The sequence below is a fragment of the Agrococcus sp. DT81.2 genome, assembly GCF_049844935.1.
Taxonomy (GTDB): domain Bacteria; phylum Actinomycetota; class Actinomycetes; order Actinomycetales; family Microbacteriaceae; genus Agrococcus.
Map to the genome: position 1 here is coordinate 292,179 of NZ_JBNCLZ010000002.1, position 18,281 is coordinate 310,459.

15 protein-coding genes are annotated in these 18,281 nt (G+C 73.3%); 4 read left to right on the top strand and 11 right to left on the bottom strand.

Going from position 1 to position 18,281, the window contains the following annotated elements; genetic code table 11:
* Nucleotides 1–7: 7 nt before the first annotated feature.
* Nucleotides 8–1,642 (bottom strand): ATP-binding cassette domain-containing protein, encoded by a 1,635-nt coding sequence (locus ACLQ21_RS04700; RefSeq protein ID WP_425661975.1) that lies wholly within the window; start codon nt 1,640–1,642, stop codon nt 8–10.
* Between the two features lie 207 nt (nt 1,643–1,849).
* On the opposite strand from ACLQ21_RS04700, the gene ACLQ21_RS04705 reads away from it, so the two are divergent.
* Nucleotides 1,850–2,143, top strand: a complete 294-nt coding sequence (locus ACLQ21_RS04705) for a hypothetical protein (RefSeq protein ID WP_425661977.1) — start codon at nt 1,850–1,852, stop codon at nt 2,141–2,143.
* Here the strand turns inward: ACLQ21_RS04705 and ACLQ21_RS04710 are convergent.
* The 7 genes from ACLQ21_RS04710 to hemE all read right to left on the bottom strand — a co-directional run bounded on the left by ACLQ21_RS04710 (nt 2,124) and on the right by hemE (nt 9,203).
* On the bottom strand, nt 2,124–2,594 hold the full coding sequence (locus ACLQ21_RS04710; RefSeq protein WP_425661979.1) for an aminoacyl-tRNA deacylase: 471 nt from the start codon (nt 2,592–2,594) through the stop codon (nt 2,124–2,126). The two genes, ACLQ21_RS04705 and ACLQ21_RS04710, sit on opposite strands and share 20 nt — an antisense overlap.
* Nucleotides 2,595–2,681: 87 nt before the next feature.
* Nucleotides 2,682–3,494 carry a uroporphyrinogen-III synthase gene (locus ACLQ21_RS04715; RefSeq protein WP_425661981.1) on the bottom strand — a complete coding sequence of 271 codons (813 nt, stop codon included), beginning with the start codon at nt 3,492–3,494 and terminating at the stop codon, nt 2,682–2,684.
* A 61-nt stretch (nt 3,495–3,555) separates the two neighbouring features.
* A complete protein-coding gene (hemC, locus tag ACLQ21_RS04720; protein WP_425661983.1) occupies nt 3,556–4,491 on the bottom strand; it encodes a hydroxymethylbilane synthase in 936 nt (311 codons plus the stop codon).
* Entirely contained in the window at nt 4,488–5,666 is a 1,179-nt protein-coding gene (locus tag ACLQ21_RS04725; protein WP_425662409.1) for a ferrochelatase, read from the bottom strand. The genes hemC and ACLQ21_RS04725 overlap by 4 nt, the downstream gene beginning before the upstream one ends.
* A gap of 134 nt (nt 5,667–5,800) precedes the next feature.
* Complete coding sequence (gene hemQ / locus ACLQ21_RS04730; RefSeq protein WP_425661985.1) at nt 5,801–6,502, bottom strand: hydrogen peroxide-dependent heme synthase; 702 nt, start codon at nt 6,500–6,502, stop codon at nt 5,801–5,803.
* Nucleotides 6,499–8,094 carry a protoporphyrinogen oxidase gene (hemG, locus tag ACLQ21_RS04735; protein ID WP_425661987.1) on the bottom strand — a complete coding sequence of 532 codons (1,596 nt, stop codon included), beginning with the start codon at nt 8,092–8,094 and terminating at the stop codon, nt 6,499–6,501. The genes hemQ and hemG overlap by 4 nt, the downstream gene beginning before the upstream one ends.
* Nucleotides 8,091–9,203 (bottom strand): uroporphyrinogen decarboxylase, encoded by a 1,113-nt coding sequence (gene hemE, locus ACLQ21_RS04740; RefSeq protein ID WP_425661989.1) that lies wholly within the window; start codon nt 9,201–9,203, stop codon nt 8,091–8,093. Before hemE ends, hemG begins: the two co-directional genes overlap by 4 nt.
* 64 nt (nt 9,204–9,267) lie before the next feature.
* Here hemE and ACLQ21_RS04745 point away from each other — a divergent pair, with 64 nt between their 5' ends.
* The 3 genes from ACLQ21_RS04745 to ACLQ21_RS04755 all read left to right on the top strand — a co-directional run bounded on the left by ACLQ21_RS04745 (nt 9,268) and on the right by ACLQ21_RS04755 (nt 14,130).
* A complete protein-coding gene (locus ACLQ21_RS04745) occupies nt 9,268–10,626 on the top strand; it encodes a glutamyl-tRNA reductase (protein ID WP_425661991.1) in 1,359 nt (452 codons plus the stop codon).
* Between the two features lie 6 nt (nt 10,627–10,632).
* Nucleotides 10,633–12,048: an MFS transporter gene (locus ACLQ21_RS04750; protein ID WP_425661993.1), complete on the top strand. Its 1,416-nt coding sequence runs from the start codon at nt 10,633–10,635 to the stop codon at nt 12,046–12,048.
* Nucleotides 12,049–12,198: 150 nt separating this feature from the next.
* Nucleotides 12,199–14,130, top strand: a complete 1,932-nt coding sequence (locus tag ACLQ21_RS04755; RefSeq protein ID WP_425661995.1) for a glycogen debranching N-terminal domain-containing protein — start codon at nt 12,199–12,201, stop codon at nt 14,128–14,130.
* A gap of 110 nt (nt 14,131–14,240) precedes the next feature.
* Here the strand turns inward: ACLQ21_RS04755 and ACLQ21_RS04760 are convergent, their stop codons facing one another.
* From ACLQ21_RS04760 to ACLQ21_RS04770, 3 genes are all read right to left on the bottom strand, one after another.
* Nucleotides 14,241–15,215 (bottom strand): carbohydrate ABC transporter permease, encoded by a 975-nt coding sequence (locus ACLQ21_RS04760; RefSeq protein WP_425661997.1) that lies wholly within the window; start codon nt 15,213–15,215, stop codon nt 14,241–14,243.
* Nucleotides 15,212–16,105, bottom strand: a complete 894-nt coding sequence (locus ACLQ21_RS04765) for a carbohydrate ABC transporter permease (protein WP_425662410.1) — start codon at nt 16,103–16,105, stop codon at nt 15,212–15,214. The genes ACLQ21_RS04760 and ACLQ21_RS04765 overlap by 4 nt, the downstream gene beginning before the upstream one ends.
* A gap of 747 nt (nt 16,106–16,852) precedes the next feature.
* The gene (locus ACLQ21_RS04770; RefSeq protein WP_425661999.1) at nt 16,853–18,223 is read right to left on the bottom strand and encodes an ABC transporter substrate-binding protein; all 1,371 of its coding nucleotides are present in this window, start codon (nt 18,221–18,223) and stop codon (nt 16,853–16,855) included.
* Between the last annotated feature and the right edge of the window lie 58 nt (nt 18,224–18,281).

Here is an 18,281-nt window from a genome sequence, read left to right on the forward strand (position 1 = left end):
ACGCCGCTCACGCGGGACGGTCGACGAGCGAGCCCTCCTCGATCGCCCACCGGCGCGTGAGTGCGAGCCGGTCGAGGAAGGCCTCGTCGTGGCTCACCACGATGAGCGCGCCCTCGTGGGCGGCGAGCGCCTCGACGAGCCGGTCGACGCTGTCGAGGTCGAGCGAGTTCGTGGGCTCGTCGAGCAGCAGCAGCTGCGGCGCCGGGTCCGCGAGCAGCAGTCGCGCGAGGGCGAGCCGGAACCGCTCCCCGCCGGAGAGCTCGTGCACGCGATGCTCGGCGCGCGAGCCCCGGAACAGGAACCGGGCCAGCTGCGCCCGCGCCTCCTGCGGCGGCCGAGCGGGCGCCGTCTCGCGCACCGCGTCGACGAGCGTGGCGTCCTCGTCGCCGAAGCGGATGCGCTGCGGCAGCAGCGCCGTCTCACGGATGCGGTGCGTCACCGCGGCGACGGGCGCCGGCCTCGCGTCAGGCGCCGAGGCACCGGCGATCGCCTCGAGCAGGGTCGTCTTGCCCGCGCCGTTCGGTCCCGTGAGCGCGATGCGCTCTGGCCCGCGGACGAGCACCGGTCCGGTCGCCGCGCGCAGGAGGAGCACATCGCGACCGGCATGCACGCGGGTGTCGGGCAGCGTGATGCGGATGGCGCGGTCCTCTCGCAGCTGCTCCACGGCCGCCTCGAGCGCCGCCGCGGCCACCGCCTCGCGCCCCGCGTGCAGCGTCCGGGACCTCGCCGAGGTGACCTCTGATCGGTTCTGCAGGTTCCCGGCGTAGATCTTCGGGATGCCGCCCGCGCTGGCCGCACGACGCCCGGCCGCCTCGGCCCGCGAGCGCTGCGCGGCCGCCTCGATCCGGTCGCGCCGCTGGCGGCGCAGCTGCTGCTCGGCATCGCGCACGTCGCGCTCCGCGACCGCCTGCTCGGCCTCGACGGCCTCGCGGTAGACGGAGTACGGGCCGTCGAAGGTGCGGAGCCCGGCGCCGCGACCGCTCGCCGTCCCGGCGTGCAGCTCTGCGATGCGGTCGACGCGCTCGAGCAGCTCGATGTCGTGGCTCACGACCACGAGCGAGCCGCGCCAGCCCGAGACGGCGTCGTGCAGCCGGCCGCGCGCCTCGGCGTCGAGGTTGTTCGTCGGCTCGTCGAGCAACGCGATGTCGGCGCGCTGCAGCCGGATGGCCGCGAGCCCGACCAGCACGGCCTCTCCGCCGGAGAGCGATGCGATGGGCCGACGGAGCAGGCCGGCATCGCCGCGCAGGCCCAGCGCGGCGAGCTCGGCGAGCGCCTCCGCCTCGATCCCCCAGCGGTCGCCGACCGCGTCGAACCGGTGCGGTGCGACGTCGCCGGCCTCGATCGCCTCGATGGCGTCGAGCGCGGCCGCGATGCCGAGCGCATCCGCCACCGTGCCGGGCCCGAGCGCGAGCTGCTGCGGCAGCGTCGCGACCGTGCCGTGGACGGTCAGGTCGCCGGTCGCGGGGGTGAGCGCGCCGGCGATGAGCCGCAGCAGTGTGGACTTGCCGGCCCCGTTGCGGCCGACGAGGCCCGTGCGGCCGTGGCCGAGCGCGCCGGAGACGCCGTCGGGACCGCCGAAGACCGGGGTGCCGTCGGGCCAGTGGAACGTGACGCGCGAGAGCGCGATGAGCGGGTGTGCCAAGAGAGATCCTCCGAGAGCGGATGAGCGCTGACGGATGCGTCGACGATGCGTGGTCGTCGGGTCAGCGCGGTGTCGCGGCTCCGCGGATCTCGATCATCTCGGCTGCCTCCTGGCGTAGGGCGTCGGCGCTGACACCGCCGACGATTGCCGGAACAGGCTAGCGGAGCTCGAGCGGCAGCGGAAGCACACGGCGGCTAGCGTTGCCGCATGACGGGCGATGACGAGCTGGATGCGCTGGTGGCCCGCGTGCCGCTCGGCTGGACCAGGGTGCTCATCGGCGAGCGCGCGTGGGGGATCACGCGGGTCGACCGTGCGGGCGGTCGCTCGAGCACGATCGACGGCGAGGAGCTCGGGGGTGCCCGCCGAATGAGCGCGAACGTGTGGCGCACCGAGTCCGGCACGCTGCTGCGTCCGTGCGAGATGCCCGCCGAGCAGGTGCTCGAGGTGCTGCGGGCACTGCCCGACGGCTCCCCCGAGGCGCTCAGCCCTCGGGATCGGTGACGTCGGCGACCTGCGCCTGCAGGTGCGCGACGAGCGCGTCGCCGTCGACCGTGGCGGCCACGCCGTGCTCGCCCGCGCCGATCGAGACGCGGCGGCCCCGCACGCGCTCGTCGGCGATGACCGGCAGCGGACGCGCGGTGCCGAACGGCGTGATCGTGCCACGACGGAAGCCCGTGACGGTGAACGCGGCATCGGCGTCGGGCATCGAGAGCCGGCTGACGCCCAGCAGCTCGCGCAGCTTCGGCCACGCGATGGTGCGGTCGCCGGGCACGAGCACGAGCAGGTGGTCGTCCTCGGCGCGGCGCACCACCATCGTCTTGATGATGTCCGCCGGCTCGACGCCGCGGGCGGCGGCCGCCTCGGCGAGCGATCCCATGCGACCGTGCCTGGTGATCTCGTGCTCGAGGCCGGATGCGGCGAGCGCGTTGAGTGCGGGGTTCGAGTCGGCCATGCGGCCAGGCTACGCCGCCCTCTTCCTCGACGTCGCGGGTGGTGGCGGCGAAATGACCGGCGAGCGACCACCCGCGACGTCGAGGGATCAGTGCGCGGATGCCGCGAGGGCGGCGACGAGCGACTCGGCGTTCGGTCGCTCGGCGACGCCCGCGACCTGCAGGCCGTGCTTGCGGCAGTCCTCGGCCGTCTGCTCGCCGATCGCCACGACGAGCGTGTCGGCGGCGAGCCCGAGCCGGGCGACCTGCTTCGCCACCGAGCCGGAGGTGACGAGCACCGCATCGATGGGCGTCTCGGCCGGCTCGACCGCGGTGAGCACGGCGTCCTGGCCGTCCCGGCCGGCGGGCTGCAGCTCCTGCTGCCGCCGGGCGGAGATCTCATCGATCGCGGGCAGCGAGCCGCTCTGCACGGCCGCCTCGACGAGCTGCTCCCCCGACTCGAACACGGGCACCGTGCGGTAGGCGACCACCTCTGTCACCTGCATGCCGTGCTGGCGGAGGCCGTCGGCGATCGTCGGACGCGCGTCGAGCGCGTGCGGCCAGAGCACCCTGCCCTCGCGGATCGGCCACTCGTCGACCAGTCCGGCCGCCGACTGCTTCGTGGGGATGAACGCGACCGGCACGCCGCGCTCCCGCAGGGATGCGGCCGTGACCGAGCCGACCGCCGCGACCTGCACCGATGACGGCACCGGCGGCAGCACCCGCACGGTCGACTGGCTCGTGACGACGAGCCAGTCGTAGCGGCCCTCCGACAGCTGGCCGAGGATCAGCTGCAGGCGCGCCTGGTCCTCGGCCGGATCGATGCGCACGAGCGGCAGGATCAGCGGCTCGAAGCCCGCCTCGGTGACGAGCCGCGCGACCTCGTCGCCGCAGCTGCCGCCGCGAGGGATCAGGACGCGCATGGCTGCCTCGCAATCGGTGATCGGTGGTGGGCATCCTCGCAGACGCTCCCGAGTGCTCGTCCTAGGCGCGCGCCTCGTGCACGAGGTCGGCCGCGCCGCCCTCGAGCAGCTCGGCCACGGCGCGATCGGCGACGTCGCGCGCCGCCTCCGCGAGCTCCGGCGCCTTCGTCGAGTCGAGCGTGAAGGCGTGGGATGCGCCGACCTTGCTCGACCCGTCGGTCGCGTACGCGATCGCCGAGAGGAAGAGCATCCCGTCGGCGACCTCCGCGTGCGCGGCGAGCGGCGCGGAGCAGCCGGCCTCGAGCCCCGCGAGCACGCGGCGCTCCGCGTCGACGGCCGCGCGGGTCGACGCGTGGTCGGTCCTCGCCACCGCGGCGCGGCTGGCCGCGTCACCCGCGCGGATCTCGACCGCGAGCGCACCCTGCGCGGGCGCCGTCGGGAAGTCGATCAGGTCGAGGATGTCGGTCGCCCGATCCTCGAGCCCGAGGCGCTTGAGGCCCGCGAGCGCGAGCACCACCGCGTCGAGGTCGGGCGCGTCGCCCTGCGCGCGCGAGAGGCGCGTCGGCACGTTGCCGCGGATGTCGACGACCTCGAGGTCGGGCCGAGCGACCCGCAGCTGCGCCATGCGGCGCGGCGAGCCGGTGCCGACTCGCGCGCCCTCCGGCAGCTCGGCGAGCGTGAGCCCGTCGCGCGCGCACAGGGCGTCACGGGCGTCCTCGCGCTTCGAGACGGCGGCGAGCTCGATCCCGTCGGCCGGTGCCGTCGGCAGGTCCTTCATCGAGTGCACCGCGACGTCGACGCGGCCGTCGAGCAGCGCATCCCGCAGCGCGGAGACGAAGACGCCCGTGCCGCCGATCTGCAGCAGCGACGAGCGGTCGGTGTCGCCCTGCGTCGTGATCGGCACGAGCTCGACCTCGGCGTCGAAGCGCGCGGCGAGGGCCCCGCACTGGGCCATCGCGAGCTCCGAGCCGCGCGTGCCGACCTTGAGCGCGCTCACGGCTGCAGCCCGGCGATCGCGGGCCGGAAGCCCAGGCGGGGGTTCTCGCAGCAGCCGGGGCGGCAGACGTCGTACCAGGGGTGGATCGACGTGACGGCCTTGCGCTCGGCAGCGGGCCGGCCCTCGAGCCGCTCCTGCACGAGGTCGACGAGCGCGCCCACGTACTGCGGGTCGACGCCCGGCGTCGGCGCGCGACGCACCCAGAGGCCTGCCTCGGTGGCCGTCTCGATGGCCTCCTCGTCGAGGTCCCACATGACCTCCATGTGGTCGCTCACGAAGCCGAGCGGCACGATGACGATGGCCTTCGCGCCGCGCTGCTCATCGCCTGCGAGGGCCTCGATCGCGTCGTTGATGTCGGGCTCGAGCCACGGCTGCGAGGGCGGACCGGAGCGCGACTGGTAGAGGAGCTGCCAGGCGACGCCGGGCGCGGCCTCCGCCATGACGTACTCGGCCGCCGCGAGGTGCTGGCCCTCGTAGCCGCCGCCCGGTCCCCACTCGTGGAGGTCGGGGGCGCCCGAGCGCTCCGCGTCGGCGGTGGGGATGGAGTGGGTCGCGAAGAGCACCTCGATGTCGGCGTCGGCGAAGCCCGCGTCGCGCGCCTCGGCGACCGTGGCGCGCACGCCGTCGACGAACGGGGCGAGGAAGCCCGGGTGGTTGAAGAACTGCCGCACCTTGTCGATCTGCATCGATGCCTGCAGCCCCGTCGCCTCGAGCGCATCCGCCCAGTCCTCGCGGTACTGGCGGCACGACGAGTACGACGAGTACGCCGACGTGGGGATGGCGATCAGGCGGGTCGCGCCGGCGTCCGCCGCCTCGCGCAGGGCCTCGTCGAGGTAGGGCGCCCAGTTGCGGTTGCCCCAGTAGACGGGCAGGTCGAGGCCCGCGGCGGCAAGCGCGCCCTCGAGCGCGGCCTTCAGCTCGCGGTTCTGGTCGTTGATGGGGCTCACGCCGCCGAAGTGGCGGTAGTGACCGGCCACCTCCTCGAGGCGCTCGTCGGGGATGCCTCGGCCGCGCGTGACGTTGCGGAGGAAGGGGATGACGTCGTCCTGCCCCTCCGGACCGCCGAAGCCCGAGAGCAGGATGCCGTCGTACGCGACCGGCTCCTCGACGTGCTCGGGCCCGGCCTGCGCAGCCGGGGTCGCGCTCGGCACGGCCGCGCCGGGCTCGAGGTGCACGCCCGTCGCGGCCGCGGCCTTCGTCTCGCGCCGCTGCTGCTCCGCCTGCTGCTCCTGCGCCTGCTGCTGCTGGGTCTGCTGCTGCGTGCCGCCGCAGCACCCACCGCCGCAGCACCCGCTGGTCGTCGTGTCGCTCACGCGAGCACCTCCTCGATCTCGTCGACCGCGATCCGGCGGCCGGTGTAGAACGGAATCTCCTCGCGCACGTGCAGTCGCGCCTCGGTGTTGCGCAGCTCGCGCATCATGTCCACCAGATCGGTGAGCTCGTCGGCCTCGAGCGGCAGCAGCCACTCGTAGTCCCCGAGCGCGAACGCCGAAACGGTGTTGGCGACGACGCCCCGGTAGGCGGCCCCGGCGCGACCGTGCTCGGCGAGCATCCGGCTGCGGTCCTCGGGCGGCAGCAGGTACCAGTCGTAGGAGCGGTTGAACGGGTAGACGGTCAGCCACCCCTTCGGCTCAATGCCGCGCAGGAAGCCGGGCACGTGGCTCTTGTTGAACTCGGCGTCGCGGTGCACACCCATCGCGCCCCATGACTGGGTCGTCCCCGCGAGCTCTCGGCTGCGGCGCACGCGGCGCACGGCCGCCTGCAGCGCCTGCGGGTCGCTGCCGTGCATCCACACCATGATGTCGGCGTCGTGACGGAGGCCCGAGACGTCGTAGATGCCGCGCACCACGACGCCCTCGGCCTCGAGCGCGGCGACCTCGTCGGCGAGCGGCGTCCCGCCGGTCCCCGCGGTCGCGCTCTGTGTCGCCGACCCCTGGGCCCTGCGGTGGACGCTCCAGATCGTGTAGCCGTCGCCCTGCGTCTGCTGCTGCTGCTGCGTGTGCTCGCTCATGCCTCTCCTCGCTCGTCTTCGTCTCGTGCTCCGACGGCGGTCGCGCTGCGCGCGTCGCCGTCCGCTGATGTCTCCAGCTCGTCGGCCGTCACATCGTCCGTCCACGGCGTGCCGGGCACCGCGAAGCGCTCGCGGCGGACGCCGAGCGCTGCCGCGCGGGCGTCGGGCACGACCTGCGCCAGGCCGGTGCCGGCGACCGCTGCGCCGACGACGGTCAGGTTGGGGTGCGCGTCGGCGGCGGCGCGCAGCGCGAGCTGCCGGGCGCGCGCACCGACGACGCTCGTCGGCTGGCCCTGCTCCCAGCGCACGCGCGCGCTCGCCACGGGCGCGGGCAGGTCGCGGCCGAAGATGGCGCGGGCGTCCTGCAGTGCAAGCGCCGCGGCAGCGGCGTCGTCGAGGCCCTCCGTCGCCGGGGCGGCATCGCCCGCGCCGTACGAGAGCCGCACGATCTCGCGGCCCTGCGCGGCCTCGCGCAGCCACGGCCACTTCGCCGTCGCGTGCGTCATGGCCTTCGCGCGGATGCCGTGCGCGTCGGCCGCGACGAGCACACCGGTGCCGCGCGGGTCGCCCTCGATCGCGCCGGGGGCGAACACGAGCGTGACGAGCTCGACCGTGACGCCCGCCGCATCGGTCCGCAGCGGCGCGAAGCCGCCCAGCTCGCCGAGCACGCGCAGCGCCTGTGCCTCGGGGAGCGCGACGACGAGCGACGACGCGTCGAGCGCGCCGGCATCCGTCTCGACCCGCCAGCCGGTCGGGGTCGGCGCCGCCGACCGCACGCGGGTGCCGGTGCGCAGCTCGGCGCGGTGCTCTCGGGCGCTGCCGGCGAGCGCGGCGGTCAGGCGATGGATGCCCCCGCGGATGCCCTGCACGGCCGAGCCGGGCCTGCTCGCGTTGCTCGGCGCGGCGTCACCGCGAGCGACGGCGACGGCGCGCTCCTCGAGCACGACCGCGACCCCGCCGGAGAGCGAGCCGGCCTGCGTGAGCGCGTTGTTGAGGCCGGGCGCGACCGTCGCGACGTCGAGCCGGTCGGGGTCGGCGGAGTAGACCCCGCCGGCGAGCGGCGCGACCAGCCGGTCGAGCACCTTGCGGCCCATCCGTCGCCGCACGAGCGGGCCGAGCGCGTCGTCCTTGCCGATGCGGAGCACGGGCATGAGCCGGTCGAGGTAGGCGCGCAGCGCGCCGCCCCAGCCGAGCGCGTCGATGACGTCGCGCGCGAGCGGCGACGAGGGGATGCCGAGCAGCGTCGCCTTCGGCAGCGGCACCGCGCGGTCCGCGAGCTGCAGCCACGCGCCGGCGGGATTCGGGCCGACGATCTCGTCGCCGAGGCCGAGCGCTCGGGCCAGCTCGGCGACGGCGCCGCCGCGAGTGGCGAACGACTCCGCGCCCGCGTCGAGCGCGAGGCCGTCGACGTCGATGCGCGAGGCGACGCCCCCGAGCCGGTCGGATGCGTCCAGCACGAGCACCCGGTAGCCGCGACCGGCCAGCTCGTGCGCGACCGTCAGCCCGGCGACTCCGGCGCCGGCCACGATCGTGTCCCAGCGCCGGCCCTCGGGCAGCGGCGACGCATCCGTCTGCCCAGCCTGATCGGTCACCGAGCGTGCACCGCCTCCACGATGCGCGTGAGCACCGTCGGGTCGGTCGACGGCGGCACCCCGTGGCCGAGGTTGAACACGTGTGCGCGGGCGACCGAGCCGGCCATCATGACGTGGTCGATGGCGGCCTCGACGATCTCCCAGGGCGCGCCCAGCACGGCCGGATCGAGGTTGCCCTGCACGGTCACCTCGGAGTCGATGCGCTCGAGCGCGACGTCGAGCGGCACCCGCCAGTCGACGCCGACGCAGTCGACATCGAGGTCCATCGCGCCGTAGAGTTCGCCAGCGCCGACGCCGAAGTGCACGAGCGGCACGCGGCGGCCCGTCGCGTCGGTCAGGTCGCGCACGGCGTCGAGCGCGATCCGCGATGCGGGCGCGACGTGCTCGCGGTACTGCTCGAGCGGCAGCGAGCCCGCCCACGAGTCGAACAGCTGCGCGGCGGAGGCGCCCTCCTGCACCTGCGCGCGCAGGAAGCGGCCCGTGACGTCGGCGGTCCAGCGGGCGAGCCGATCCCACGCGTCGGGGAAGGCGCGCATGAGCGTGCGCGCCTCGAGGTGGTCCTTCGACGGTCGGCCGGCCACGAGGTAGGCGGCGAGCGTGAACGGCGCGCCCGCGAAGCCGATCAGCGGCGTCGACCCGTCGCCGATCTCGGCGAGGCCGGCGATCGTCTGGCGGACGCCCTCGCGCACGGGCTCGAGCGCCGTGTCGAGGCCCGCCGGATCGAGCGCGACCAGGCGGTCGACGTCGTCCGGGGTGCGGATGGGCTGCGCCACGACCGGGCCGACGCCCGGCTCGATCTTGACATCGACGCCCGCGAGCCGCAGCGGCACCATGATGTCGCTGAAGAAGATGGCGGCGTCGACGCCGTGGCGGCGCACGGGCTGGAGCGTGATCTCGCTCGCGAGCTCCGGCACGAGGCACGTGTCGAGCATGTCGCGGTCGGGGCCGTCGGTGCGCGCACGCAGCTCGCGGTACTCCGGCAGCGATCGGCCGGCTTGCCGCATGAACCACACCGGCGTCACGTCGGGGCGATCGCCGCGGTACGCCCGCACCAGTCGGGACTGTGCGGTGCGGGTGTTGAGCGGGTGGTGTTCGCGCAGAGCAGGCATCCCACCTATCATCCCACCATCCCCGGAGGCGGCGCACGGTCGGGGTACGCGGTAGGATGGTCTGGTGCTCATCTGCCTGACGGCGAGTCACAAGAACGCCGACTTCACTGCCCTCGAGGCATTGTCGACGGCTGACGCCTCCCAGCTGCCCAGCTCGTTCGCGGCGCACCCCGCCGTCGACGGCGCGGTCGTCGTGTCGACGTGCAACCGCTTCGAGGTCTACCTCGACGTCGATGCCGAAGCGGATGCCGCCGCCGCGATCGCGCAGGCCGCGGCCGCCGACGCGCTCGGCCTCCACCAGCCCGAGACGCTCGCGCCGCTCGCCGACGTCGAGGCGGCCGAGCACCTCTTCGCCGTCGCCGCTGGCCTCGAGTCGGTCGTCGTCGGCGAGGGCGAGATCGCCGGACAGGTGCGTCGCGCGCTGCAGTCGGCGCAGGCGGCGGGCACGACGTCGCCGCACCTCGAGCGCCTCTTCCAGCGCGCCTCCGAGACGCAGCGCGGCATCAAGAACCGCACGGGCCTCGGCGAGGCCGGCCGGTCGATCGTCCGCCTCGCACTCGACCTCGCGAGCGCGCGCGTCGACTTCGCCGACGCCCGCGTGCTGCTCGTCGGCACCGGCCGCTTCGCGGGCGTCTCGCTCGCCGAGCTGCGGCGCCGCGGTGCGAAGCACATCGAGGTCTGGAGCCCCTCGGACCGGGGCGAGGGCTTCGCGCGCAGCCACGCCATCGGCTACGTCGACGCGCGCGACGCCGCGCTCGCCGCCGCATCCGCCGACGTCATCGTCACCTGCACGAGCGCCGATCACCACGTCGTCGACGCCGCGCTCCTGCACGCCGGTCGCGCGCGGCTCGCGACGCACGACTTCCCCGGCTCCGCGCACGACCCCGCCACCTGCCCCGTCGCGCTCGGCGAGGGACCGGCGGGATGCCCGATGCACTCCGGCGACGACGCGAAGGCCGGCTGCCCCGTGCAGCACGGTCGCCGTGCGCAGCTCGTCATCGACATGGGCATGCCGCGCAACGTCGATCCCGACGTGGCCACCGTGCACGGCGTCGAGGTGCTCGACCTCGAGACCATCCGCCTGCACGCGCCGCTCGAGCACCTGACTGCAGCGGCCGATGCGCGCGACCTCGTGCGCAAGGCAGCGCGCCGCTTCGAGCGCGGCACCGAGGAGCGGCGCATCGGCCCCGCGATCGCGGCACTGCGCCAGCACGTCGAGGACGCGATGGAGGCGGAGCTCGCCCGCATCGCGAAGCGCGGCAGCGAGGAGGAGCGGCGCGCAGCCGAGCAGGCGCTGCGCCACTTCGCCGGCGTGCTGCTGCACAAGCCCACCGTGCGTGCGCGGGAGCTCGCCGCGGAGGGGCGCCACGACGACTTCCTGTCGGCGATCGACGCGCTGTACGGCATCGACGACGTCGCCTGACGCCCGGTGACCGAGAGCACCTCCACAGGCGATCACGCGATCCTGCCGCCCGCGGGCGTCGAGACCGACCCGCTCGAGTCGGGCGGTGCACCCGCCCCCGTGAAGCGCCGCAGGCTCGTCGACCTCGCGCCGCTCAAGGCATCCCCCGTCTTCGCGCGGCTCTGGATCGGCAACGCCATCAGCGGCATCGGCGCGCAGATGACGATCGTGGCGGTCGGCCTGCAGATCTTCGACATGACCGCCAGCACGATGGCCGTGGCCCTCGTGGGCGGCATCGCGCTCCTGCCGATGGTGATCGCCGGGCTGTGGGGCGGCATGATCGCCGACGCCTTCGACCGCCGCCGGGTGCTGATCGTCTCGAGCCTCACCGGCTGGGTCGCGGTGCTCGGGCTCGTGGCGCTCTCGAGCTGGGACGCAGCGCTCATCGCCGACGGCCAGCGCGCCGAGGTATGGCCGTTCTACGTGCTCACGACCGTCAACACCGTCGCGGCCACCGTGTCGGGCGCGACGCGCTCCGCCGTCACCCCGCGGATCCTGCCCGCCCACCTCATCTCTCGTGCGACCGCGCTCAACGGCATCGCGATCGGCATCATGCTGACGCTCGGGCCGGCGCTCGCGGGCGTGCTCGTCGCCGCCGTCGGCCTGCCGATCACCTTCGCGATCGATGCCGTGCTCTTCACGGCCGGCTTCGTCGGCATCCTGGGGCTCCCGCGACTGCCGCCGCTCGGGGTCGTCGCGAAGCCCGGCCTCGAGTCGCTGCGCGACGGCTGGCGCTTCCTGCGGCAGGCGCCGAACATCCGCATGTCGTTCCTGGTCGACATCATCGCGATGTCGTTCGGGCGGCCGTTCGCGCTGCTGCCGGCGGTCGGCGCGATCGCGATCGGCGGCGGGCCCATCACGGTCGGGGTACTGACCGCCGCGGCGGCCGTCGGCACGCTGCTCGCGAGCCTCTTCTCGGGGCCGGTCGCCCACGTGCACCGGCACGGCCTGGCGGTGGCGCGCGCGATCTCGATCTACGGCGGCTTCGTCGCGCTCTTCGGCGCCGTGCTGCTCGCGATGGCGCTCGGTTGGGGCGGCCCGGTCGGCACAGAGTGGACGCAGGTCGCGTGGCCGGCGCTCGCGGTCGCCGCGCTGGCACTCGCGGGGATGGGTGCGAGCGACGAGATCAGCGCGATCTTCCGCTCGACGATGATGCTGACGGCGGCGCCCGACGAGATGCGCGGGCGCACGCAGGGCCTGTTCACGGTCGTGGTCGCCGGCGGTCCGCGCATCGGCGACCTCTACGCCGGTGCCGCCGCGAGCCTCGTCGCGCTGTGGTGCCCACCGCTCATCGGCGGCTTCCTCATCATCGTGCTCATCGCGGTCGTGACGCGCGTCCAGCGCTCCTTCCTCGCGTACGACGCCCGTACACCCACGCCCTGACCGCCCGTATCGGGGCGCCCCTCGAGCGCCGCGGCGGCTCCTGCCGGGTTGAGGCTGTCGTGCGCCAAGACTGAGGACGCCTTGGGCACCGCCGTTCGTCCCCCGGGCTAGCGTGACGACTGCCGCACTCCGGCGACGTTAGGAACCCTCATGCAGCAGGAGCTCGAGGCGCAGGGCGGCAGGCCGCCACTGCTCCTCCACGAAGAGCTCGTCGCGCTGTCGGCGCCGACTCAGGCGTGGTCGCACCGCGACGGCACGATGCGAGGCCCGGCCGACGGCCTCTTCCACGGCGAGTGGCGCTGGATCCGAGGCCTCGAGCTGCTCGTCGACGGCCAGCCCGTCGAGCACCTCGCGACCGCCGAGGAGCGCGGCTGGACGGTGCTGCGCGGCGTCGCCCGCGGCCTCGACGGCGACGCGACCGCGCCGCGCGTGCTGGTCGAGCGGATGCGCGGTGTCGAGCCGGGCGAGCTCGTCGAGCGCGTGACGATCGTCAACGGCCGCGACGTCGAGATCACCGCCACCATCGAGCTGCGAATCGAGCTCGAGCTCGCGCCCATCGCGTCGGTCCGCGCCGGACGCCCCGCGGCGATGCCGATCGAGGTGCGCATCCAGGACGGCGCGGCGGTCGCGACCGACGGTCACAGGACGCTGCGCTGCTCGACCACGCGCGGCGCGATCGACATCGACGGGCATCGCGTCATCGCGTCCCGCAGCGTCGTGGTGCCGCCGGGCGACTGGGCGACGCTCGCGCTCGACGTCGAGATCGACGACCCACAACTGGCTGCGCACAGCCCGCTCACCGCATCCTTCCCCGAGCTCCGCACCACCGGTCGGCCCGCGCTCGACCGGTGGGCCGTGCGCGCGGTCGCCGATCTCGAGGCCCTCTCGCTCGACGTGGGGCATGGACCCTTCCCCGCCGCGGCGGCTCCGTGGCAGATGTCGCTGCTCGCTCGCGAGGCGCTCGTCGCCGCACGGCTCACGCTGCCGCTCGGCGCAGCGATCGCCGAGGGCACGCTCCGCACCCTCGCGACCCGGCAGGGAGTGCTCCACGACCCCGTCACGGGCGAGGAGCCCGGGCGCATCCCGCACGAGCTCCGCCAAGACGGGGAGGCGCCGGCCGCCTTCTTCCACGCATCCATCGACGCCACGCCGCTCTGGATCGTGCTGCTGCACGACACGTGGGTCGCTGGCATGCCGACGGAGACCGCTCGGGAGCTGCGCATGGCGCTGCACGCGGCGCTCGGCTGGCTGGCCGAGCACACCGGTGACGGATTCCTCGTCGACCCCGACGCGGGCGACGTGAGCGCCGCGGTGCAGGCGACCGCGTGCCGGGCCGCCGTCGGAGCCGCGGACCTGCTGGACGCGCTCGGCGACGACGGCGACGAGTGGCGCGCGTGGGCAGCTCGACTGCGCACCCGCTTCCGCGCCGCCTTCTGGAGCGGCGAGGGCGCATCGCGGCAGCCCGGCACGGCGCTCGACCGCCACGGCGCACCGCTCGACCGGATCGGCGCCGACCTCGCGCACCTGCTCGGCACCAGGATCCTCGACGAGGAGGAGGAGGCGCTCGTCGTCGAGCTGCTGCTCGACGAGCGGATCGCCTCGGGCTTCGGGCTCCGCTCCCTCGCGGCCGACGACGCCTGCTACTGGCCGATGCTCGACCGCGGCGGTGCCATCCATCCGCACGAGACGGCCGTCGCGATCGAGGGCCTGCTCCGCGCGGGCTACGAGGACGAGGCCCGATCGCTCGCCGAGCAGCTGCTCGCCGCGGCCGAGGCGTTCGACGGGCGGTTGCCGGCCGCGTACGCGGGCTACGGCATCGAGGACGTCGCAGCGCCCATCCCGCTCCCCGGAGCCTGCAGCCCGCACGCGGCGAGCGCCGCGAGCGCCGTCGTCGCGCACCGCGCGCTCGACATCCGGCCGCGGAGCGCACACGTCGAGCGAGCCGAGCGTCACCTGGCGGCTGTCGAGCCGATCGGTGTCCGCGAGCCGGTGCGGATCGTCAAAGCAGCCATCTCGGGGACGAGCGCGACGATGCCACGGCAGCGGGCGCAGCTGCGGCTCGTGGAGCCGGTGGACGAGTAGACGTCGAAGAGCCACGGGTCCGTGGCGACGCCAAGGCGAACGATTTCGGAACAGCAAGAGGGAGGGGCGGCGCCCCTCCCTCTTGCTGTTCGACCCTGAGTGCTGGGGGCTCAGCCCTTCGCAGACCCGGCCAGCAGACCTCGGACGAAGTAGCGCTGCAGGCCGAAGAACACGATCAGCGGCACGATGAGCGAGATGAACGCGCCCGCCGTGAGCCGCTCCCAGTTCTCGCCTCGCGACCCCGAGAGCTCCGCCAATCGCTGCATGATGGGCGCGGTATCCGGCGTGCCGGAGGAGAACACGAGCGCTACCAGCAGGTCGTTCCACACCCAGAGGAACTGGAAGATCGCGAACGACGCGATGGCCGGCGTCGCGAGCGGCAGGATGATGCGGAAGAAGATCTGGCCGTGGCCCGCGCCGTCGACGCGCGCCGCCTCGACGACGTCACCGGGGATCGCTGCGATGAAGTTGTAGAGCAGGAAGATCGCGAGCGGCAGCCCGAAGATCGCGTGTGCGATCCAGACGGGCAGGAACTGCCGGTCGCTGATGAACGGCACCGCCTCGTGCAGCGCGTCCTGGAACGGCTGCAGGAACGTGACGAAGAGCTGCAGGAGCGGGATGAGCGCCATCTGCAGCGGCACGATCTGGAGCGCGAACACGATCACGAAGAGGGTCGACGCGCCCTTGAACTTCACCCACGCGAACGCGTACGCCGCGAGGCACGCGAGCACCAGCGGGATGAGCGTGCCGGGGATCGCGATCGCGAGCGAGTTGATGAAGTACTCGCCGAGCCCCGGAGACGAGCTCGACTCGGAGAAGAGCACTTCGGTGTAGTTGTCGAGCGTGAGCTGCGGGTCGGAGAAGAAGGTCCACCAGCCGCTCGTCCGGATCTGGTCGGCGGGACGGAACGACGACAGGAACAGGCCGAAGGTCGGGATCGTCCACAGGACCGCGATGAGGAGGGCTGCGATCGTCGCCCACGGGCTCGTGAGACGGCGCTTCACGCGATCGGCTCGCGTCTGCACGGCCGGCGCGACCCGGTCGGGGGTGACCTCGGGGTTCGGGGTGAATGCCACAGAGCTCATCGGATCGCCTTCTGCTGGTTCAGGACGCGGACGTTGTAGATGACGATCGGCATCACCATGATGAACAGGATGAGCGCGAGCGCCGCGCCTCGCCCGGGCTCGCCCGAGCGGAACGCCTGCGTGTACATCTCGTTGGCCACGACGGACGTGTTGAAGTTGCCCGCCGTCATGGTGCGGACGATGTCGAAGACCTTGAGGGTGGCGATCGAGATGGTCGTGATGACCACCACGAGCGAGGTGCGGATGCCGGGCACGGTGACGTTGGTGAAGCGCTGCCACGGGTTGGCCCCGTCGATCTCTGCCGCCTCGAGCTGCTCCGTCGGCACGCCCTTGATCGCGGCGGAGAGCACCACCATCGCAAATCCGGTCTGGATCCAGATCATGACGACGATGAGCGCGAGCGTGTTCCACGGGCTGTTCTGCAGGATCTGCTGCGGCTCCCCGCCGAACCAGACGATGATCTGGTTGATCAGGCCGATCTGGTCCTGCTCGGCGCCGCGGTAGGTGTACATGAACTTCCAGATGATGCTCGCGCCCACCATCGAGAGCGCGAACGGCATGAACAGCAGCGCCTTGTAGATGCGCTCGCCGCGGCTCTTGTCGATGAAGACGGCGTACGCGAGGCCGATCGCGGTCGACACCAGCGGTACGAGGATCACCCACACGACCGTGTTGGCGAGCGTGATGAGCGCCTCTGGCTGCGTGAACATCCACACGAAGTTGTCGACGCCGTTGAAGGAGCCGGTCTTGTCGGTGAAGGCCAGGAGGGTCGTGCGGATCGCCGGGTAGACGAGGCCGATCGAGAGCAGCAGCGCCGCCGGCATGAGGAAGACGAGCATGGGCTTCGAGTCGTCGTGCTCATCGGCGAAGTAGCCGAGCAGCCCGATGATGCTGAGCCCCGCTGCCGCGGCCCACGGCCAGACGGCGACTTGCTGCCCCTCCACCGATTCGGTGACCAGGGAGATCACCACGACGGCCGCCGCTGCGACGAGCCACGCGACGAGCCGTGCACTGCGGCGGATGCGGTCCGGGAGGAACGCGATCGCGGCGGTCACGAGGAGTGCGCCGACGAGCGGCCACCCGACGATGGTCGATGCGAGCACGAGGGCGGGCGTGACCCACTCGAGCGCGGGGATGCTCGGTGACGCCTGCGCGATGAGCACGACCGCGGCGGTGAGCACCGCGCCGATGATGCGCATGACCGCGCTTCGCACGGCGGGCCGTGCGCGCTGCAGCACCAGCCGATCCAGCAGCCACTGCAGGACGACGCCGACGACACCGGCCACGCCGAGGATGATGGCGGCGTTGGTCAGGCCCTCCGTCATCCAGGAGACCGTGCCGTAGAGCACCCGTGCCAGCACGGCGATGAGGACGAAGGCCGCGATGAGGATCACGCGGGGCCGCAGGCCCAATCGGATCGCCTCGCGCCAGCTGGTCAGCCGCGGCTTGTCCTCCGGTCGGTCGAGGAAGGCCAGCAGCAGGGCCATCACGACCCCGAAAGCGGCCAATCCGACGACGACCTGCAGCACCTTGCCCAAGACATCAATCGCGTCCATGCGTCACCTCATCCGTTCGCCGAGCGTGGCGGGTATGCGGGTGCGGGGGCCGCGAGCGGCCCCCGCACCCGCGTCATCCAACTACTGCGGCCAGCTCTGCTCGACCGCGGACAGCACGGACTGCGAGTCGGCACCGGAGATCCAGTCGACCATGCCCGTCCACAGCGTGCCCGAGCCCACCGCGCCAGGCATGGAGTCGGATCCGTCGAACCGGAACGTGGTGTTCGGGTCCTGCAGGATGTCGTACGCCTGACGGAGCAGGTCGCTCGAGGCGTTCGCCGGGTCGAGCTCGGAGTTCGCCGAGAGCACGCCGCCGAGGGAGACGCGGCTGTTGGCCCACTCGGGGCTCGACAGGTAGGTCTGCGTCGCGACGACCTCCTCGGAGTCGTTGAACGCCGCCACGATCTCGGCGCCGCCGGTCACTGCGGCTGCGTCCGGCTCGGTGCCGGGCAGGATGAAGGCCCAGACGTCGCCGTCCTCGGCCACCGCGACCGAGTTGTCATCGCTCCAGAAGCCCTCGTAGAAGGACGCCTGGTGGTGCATGGCGCACTCGCCGTCGAGCACGGGCAGACCCGCCTCGCCGAAGTCCGTCGTCGCGATCGTCGACACGTCGCCGATGCCGCCGTTGACGTAGTCCGGGTTCTTGATGAGGTCGCCGACCCGGTCGAGCGCCTCGACGATGCGCGGGTCGTCGAACGGGATCTCGTGCGCGACCCACTGCTCGTAGACCTCCGGGCCGTGCAGGCGCAGGACGTAGTCCTCGAGCCAGTCGGTGCCGGGCCAGCCGGTCGCCTCACCCGAGCCGAAGCCGACGCACCACGGGGTGACGTCCGACTCGGCGATGGTGGCGGTCAGCTCGTCGAGCTCGTCGAGGGTGGTTGGGATCTCCCAGCCGTTCTCCTCGAAGACCGTCGGCGAGTACCAGACGAAGCCCTTGACGGACGACATGAGGGGGGCGCCGTAGAACGTGCCGTCCACGGTGCCGAACCCCTGGAACGTCTCGTTCCAGTACTCCTGCGCGTTCGCTGCCACGGACTCGGGAGCCTCGAGCACGGCGCCCGTGCCGACCACCGACGCGAGCAGGCCCGGCTGCGGGAAGAACGCGAGGTCGGGCGGGTTGCCGCCCTGGATGCGCACGTTGATCTGCGCCTCGAACTCCGCGGAGCCCTCGTAGACGACGTCGATGCCGGTGCAGTCCTCGAACTCGAGCCACGACTCGTTGAGGCGCTCTTGCTCCTCGTTGAGGATGGTGCCGTAGACGTTGACCTCAGCGCCCTCGAAGGTGCCGTAGTCGGCGTAGGCCTCGCAGCCCTCGGCCGCGGAGGCGGCGCCGGAAGCGCCGGGTGCGGCGGACGGATCGGCGGTGCTGCCGCCGCCGACGCAGCCCGTGAGGGCGAGTGCGGTGACGCCGGCGATGCCGAGCGGCACCGCGATCCTGCGTGCGTGCTTCACGTGAACTCCTTCGTACGCTCAGTGCCTGGGGACACGAGCCGCGACGGAGCACGGCGTC

Coding starts and splice junctions, on each gene's coding strand:
- ACLQ21_RS04760 (WP_425661997.1), bottom strand. CDS start 15,215: ATGAGCTCTGTGGCATTCACCCCGAACCCCGAGGTCACCCCCGACCGG.
- ACLQ21_RS04715 (WP_425661981.1), bottom strand. CDS start 3,494: ATGCGCGTCCTGATCCCTCGCGGCGGCAGCTGCGGCGACGAGGTCGCG.
- hemQ (WP_425661985.1), bottom strand. CDS start 6,502: ATGAGCGAGCACACGCAGCAGCAGCAGCAGACGCAGGGCGACGGCTAC.
- ACLQ21_RS04710 (WP_425661979.1), bottom strand. CDS start 2,594: ATGGCCGACTCGAACCCCGCACTCAACGCGCTCGCCGCATCCGGCCTC.
- ACLQ21_RS04755 (WP_425661995.1), top strand. CDS start 12,199: ATGCAGCAGGAGCTCGAGGCGCAGGGCGGCAGGCCGCCACTGCTCCTC.
- hemE (WP_425661989.1), bottom strand. CDS start 9,203: ATGCCTGCTCTGCGCGAACACCACCCGCTCAACACCCGCACCGCACAG.
- ACLQ21_RS04705 (WP_425661977.1), top strand. CDS start 1,850: ATGACGGGCGATGACGAGCTGGATGCGCTGGTGGCCCGCGTGCCGCTC.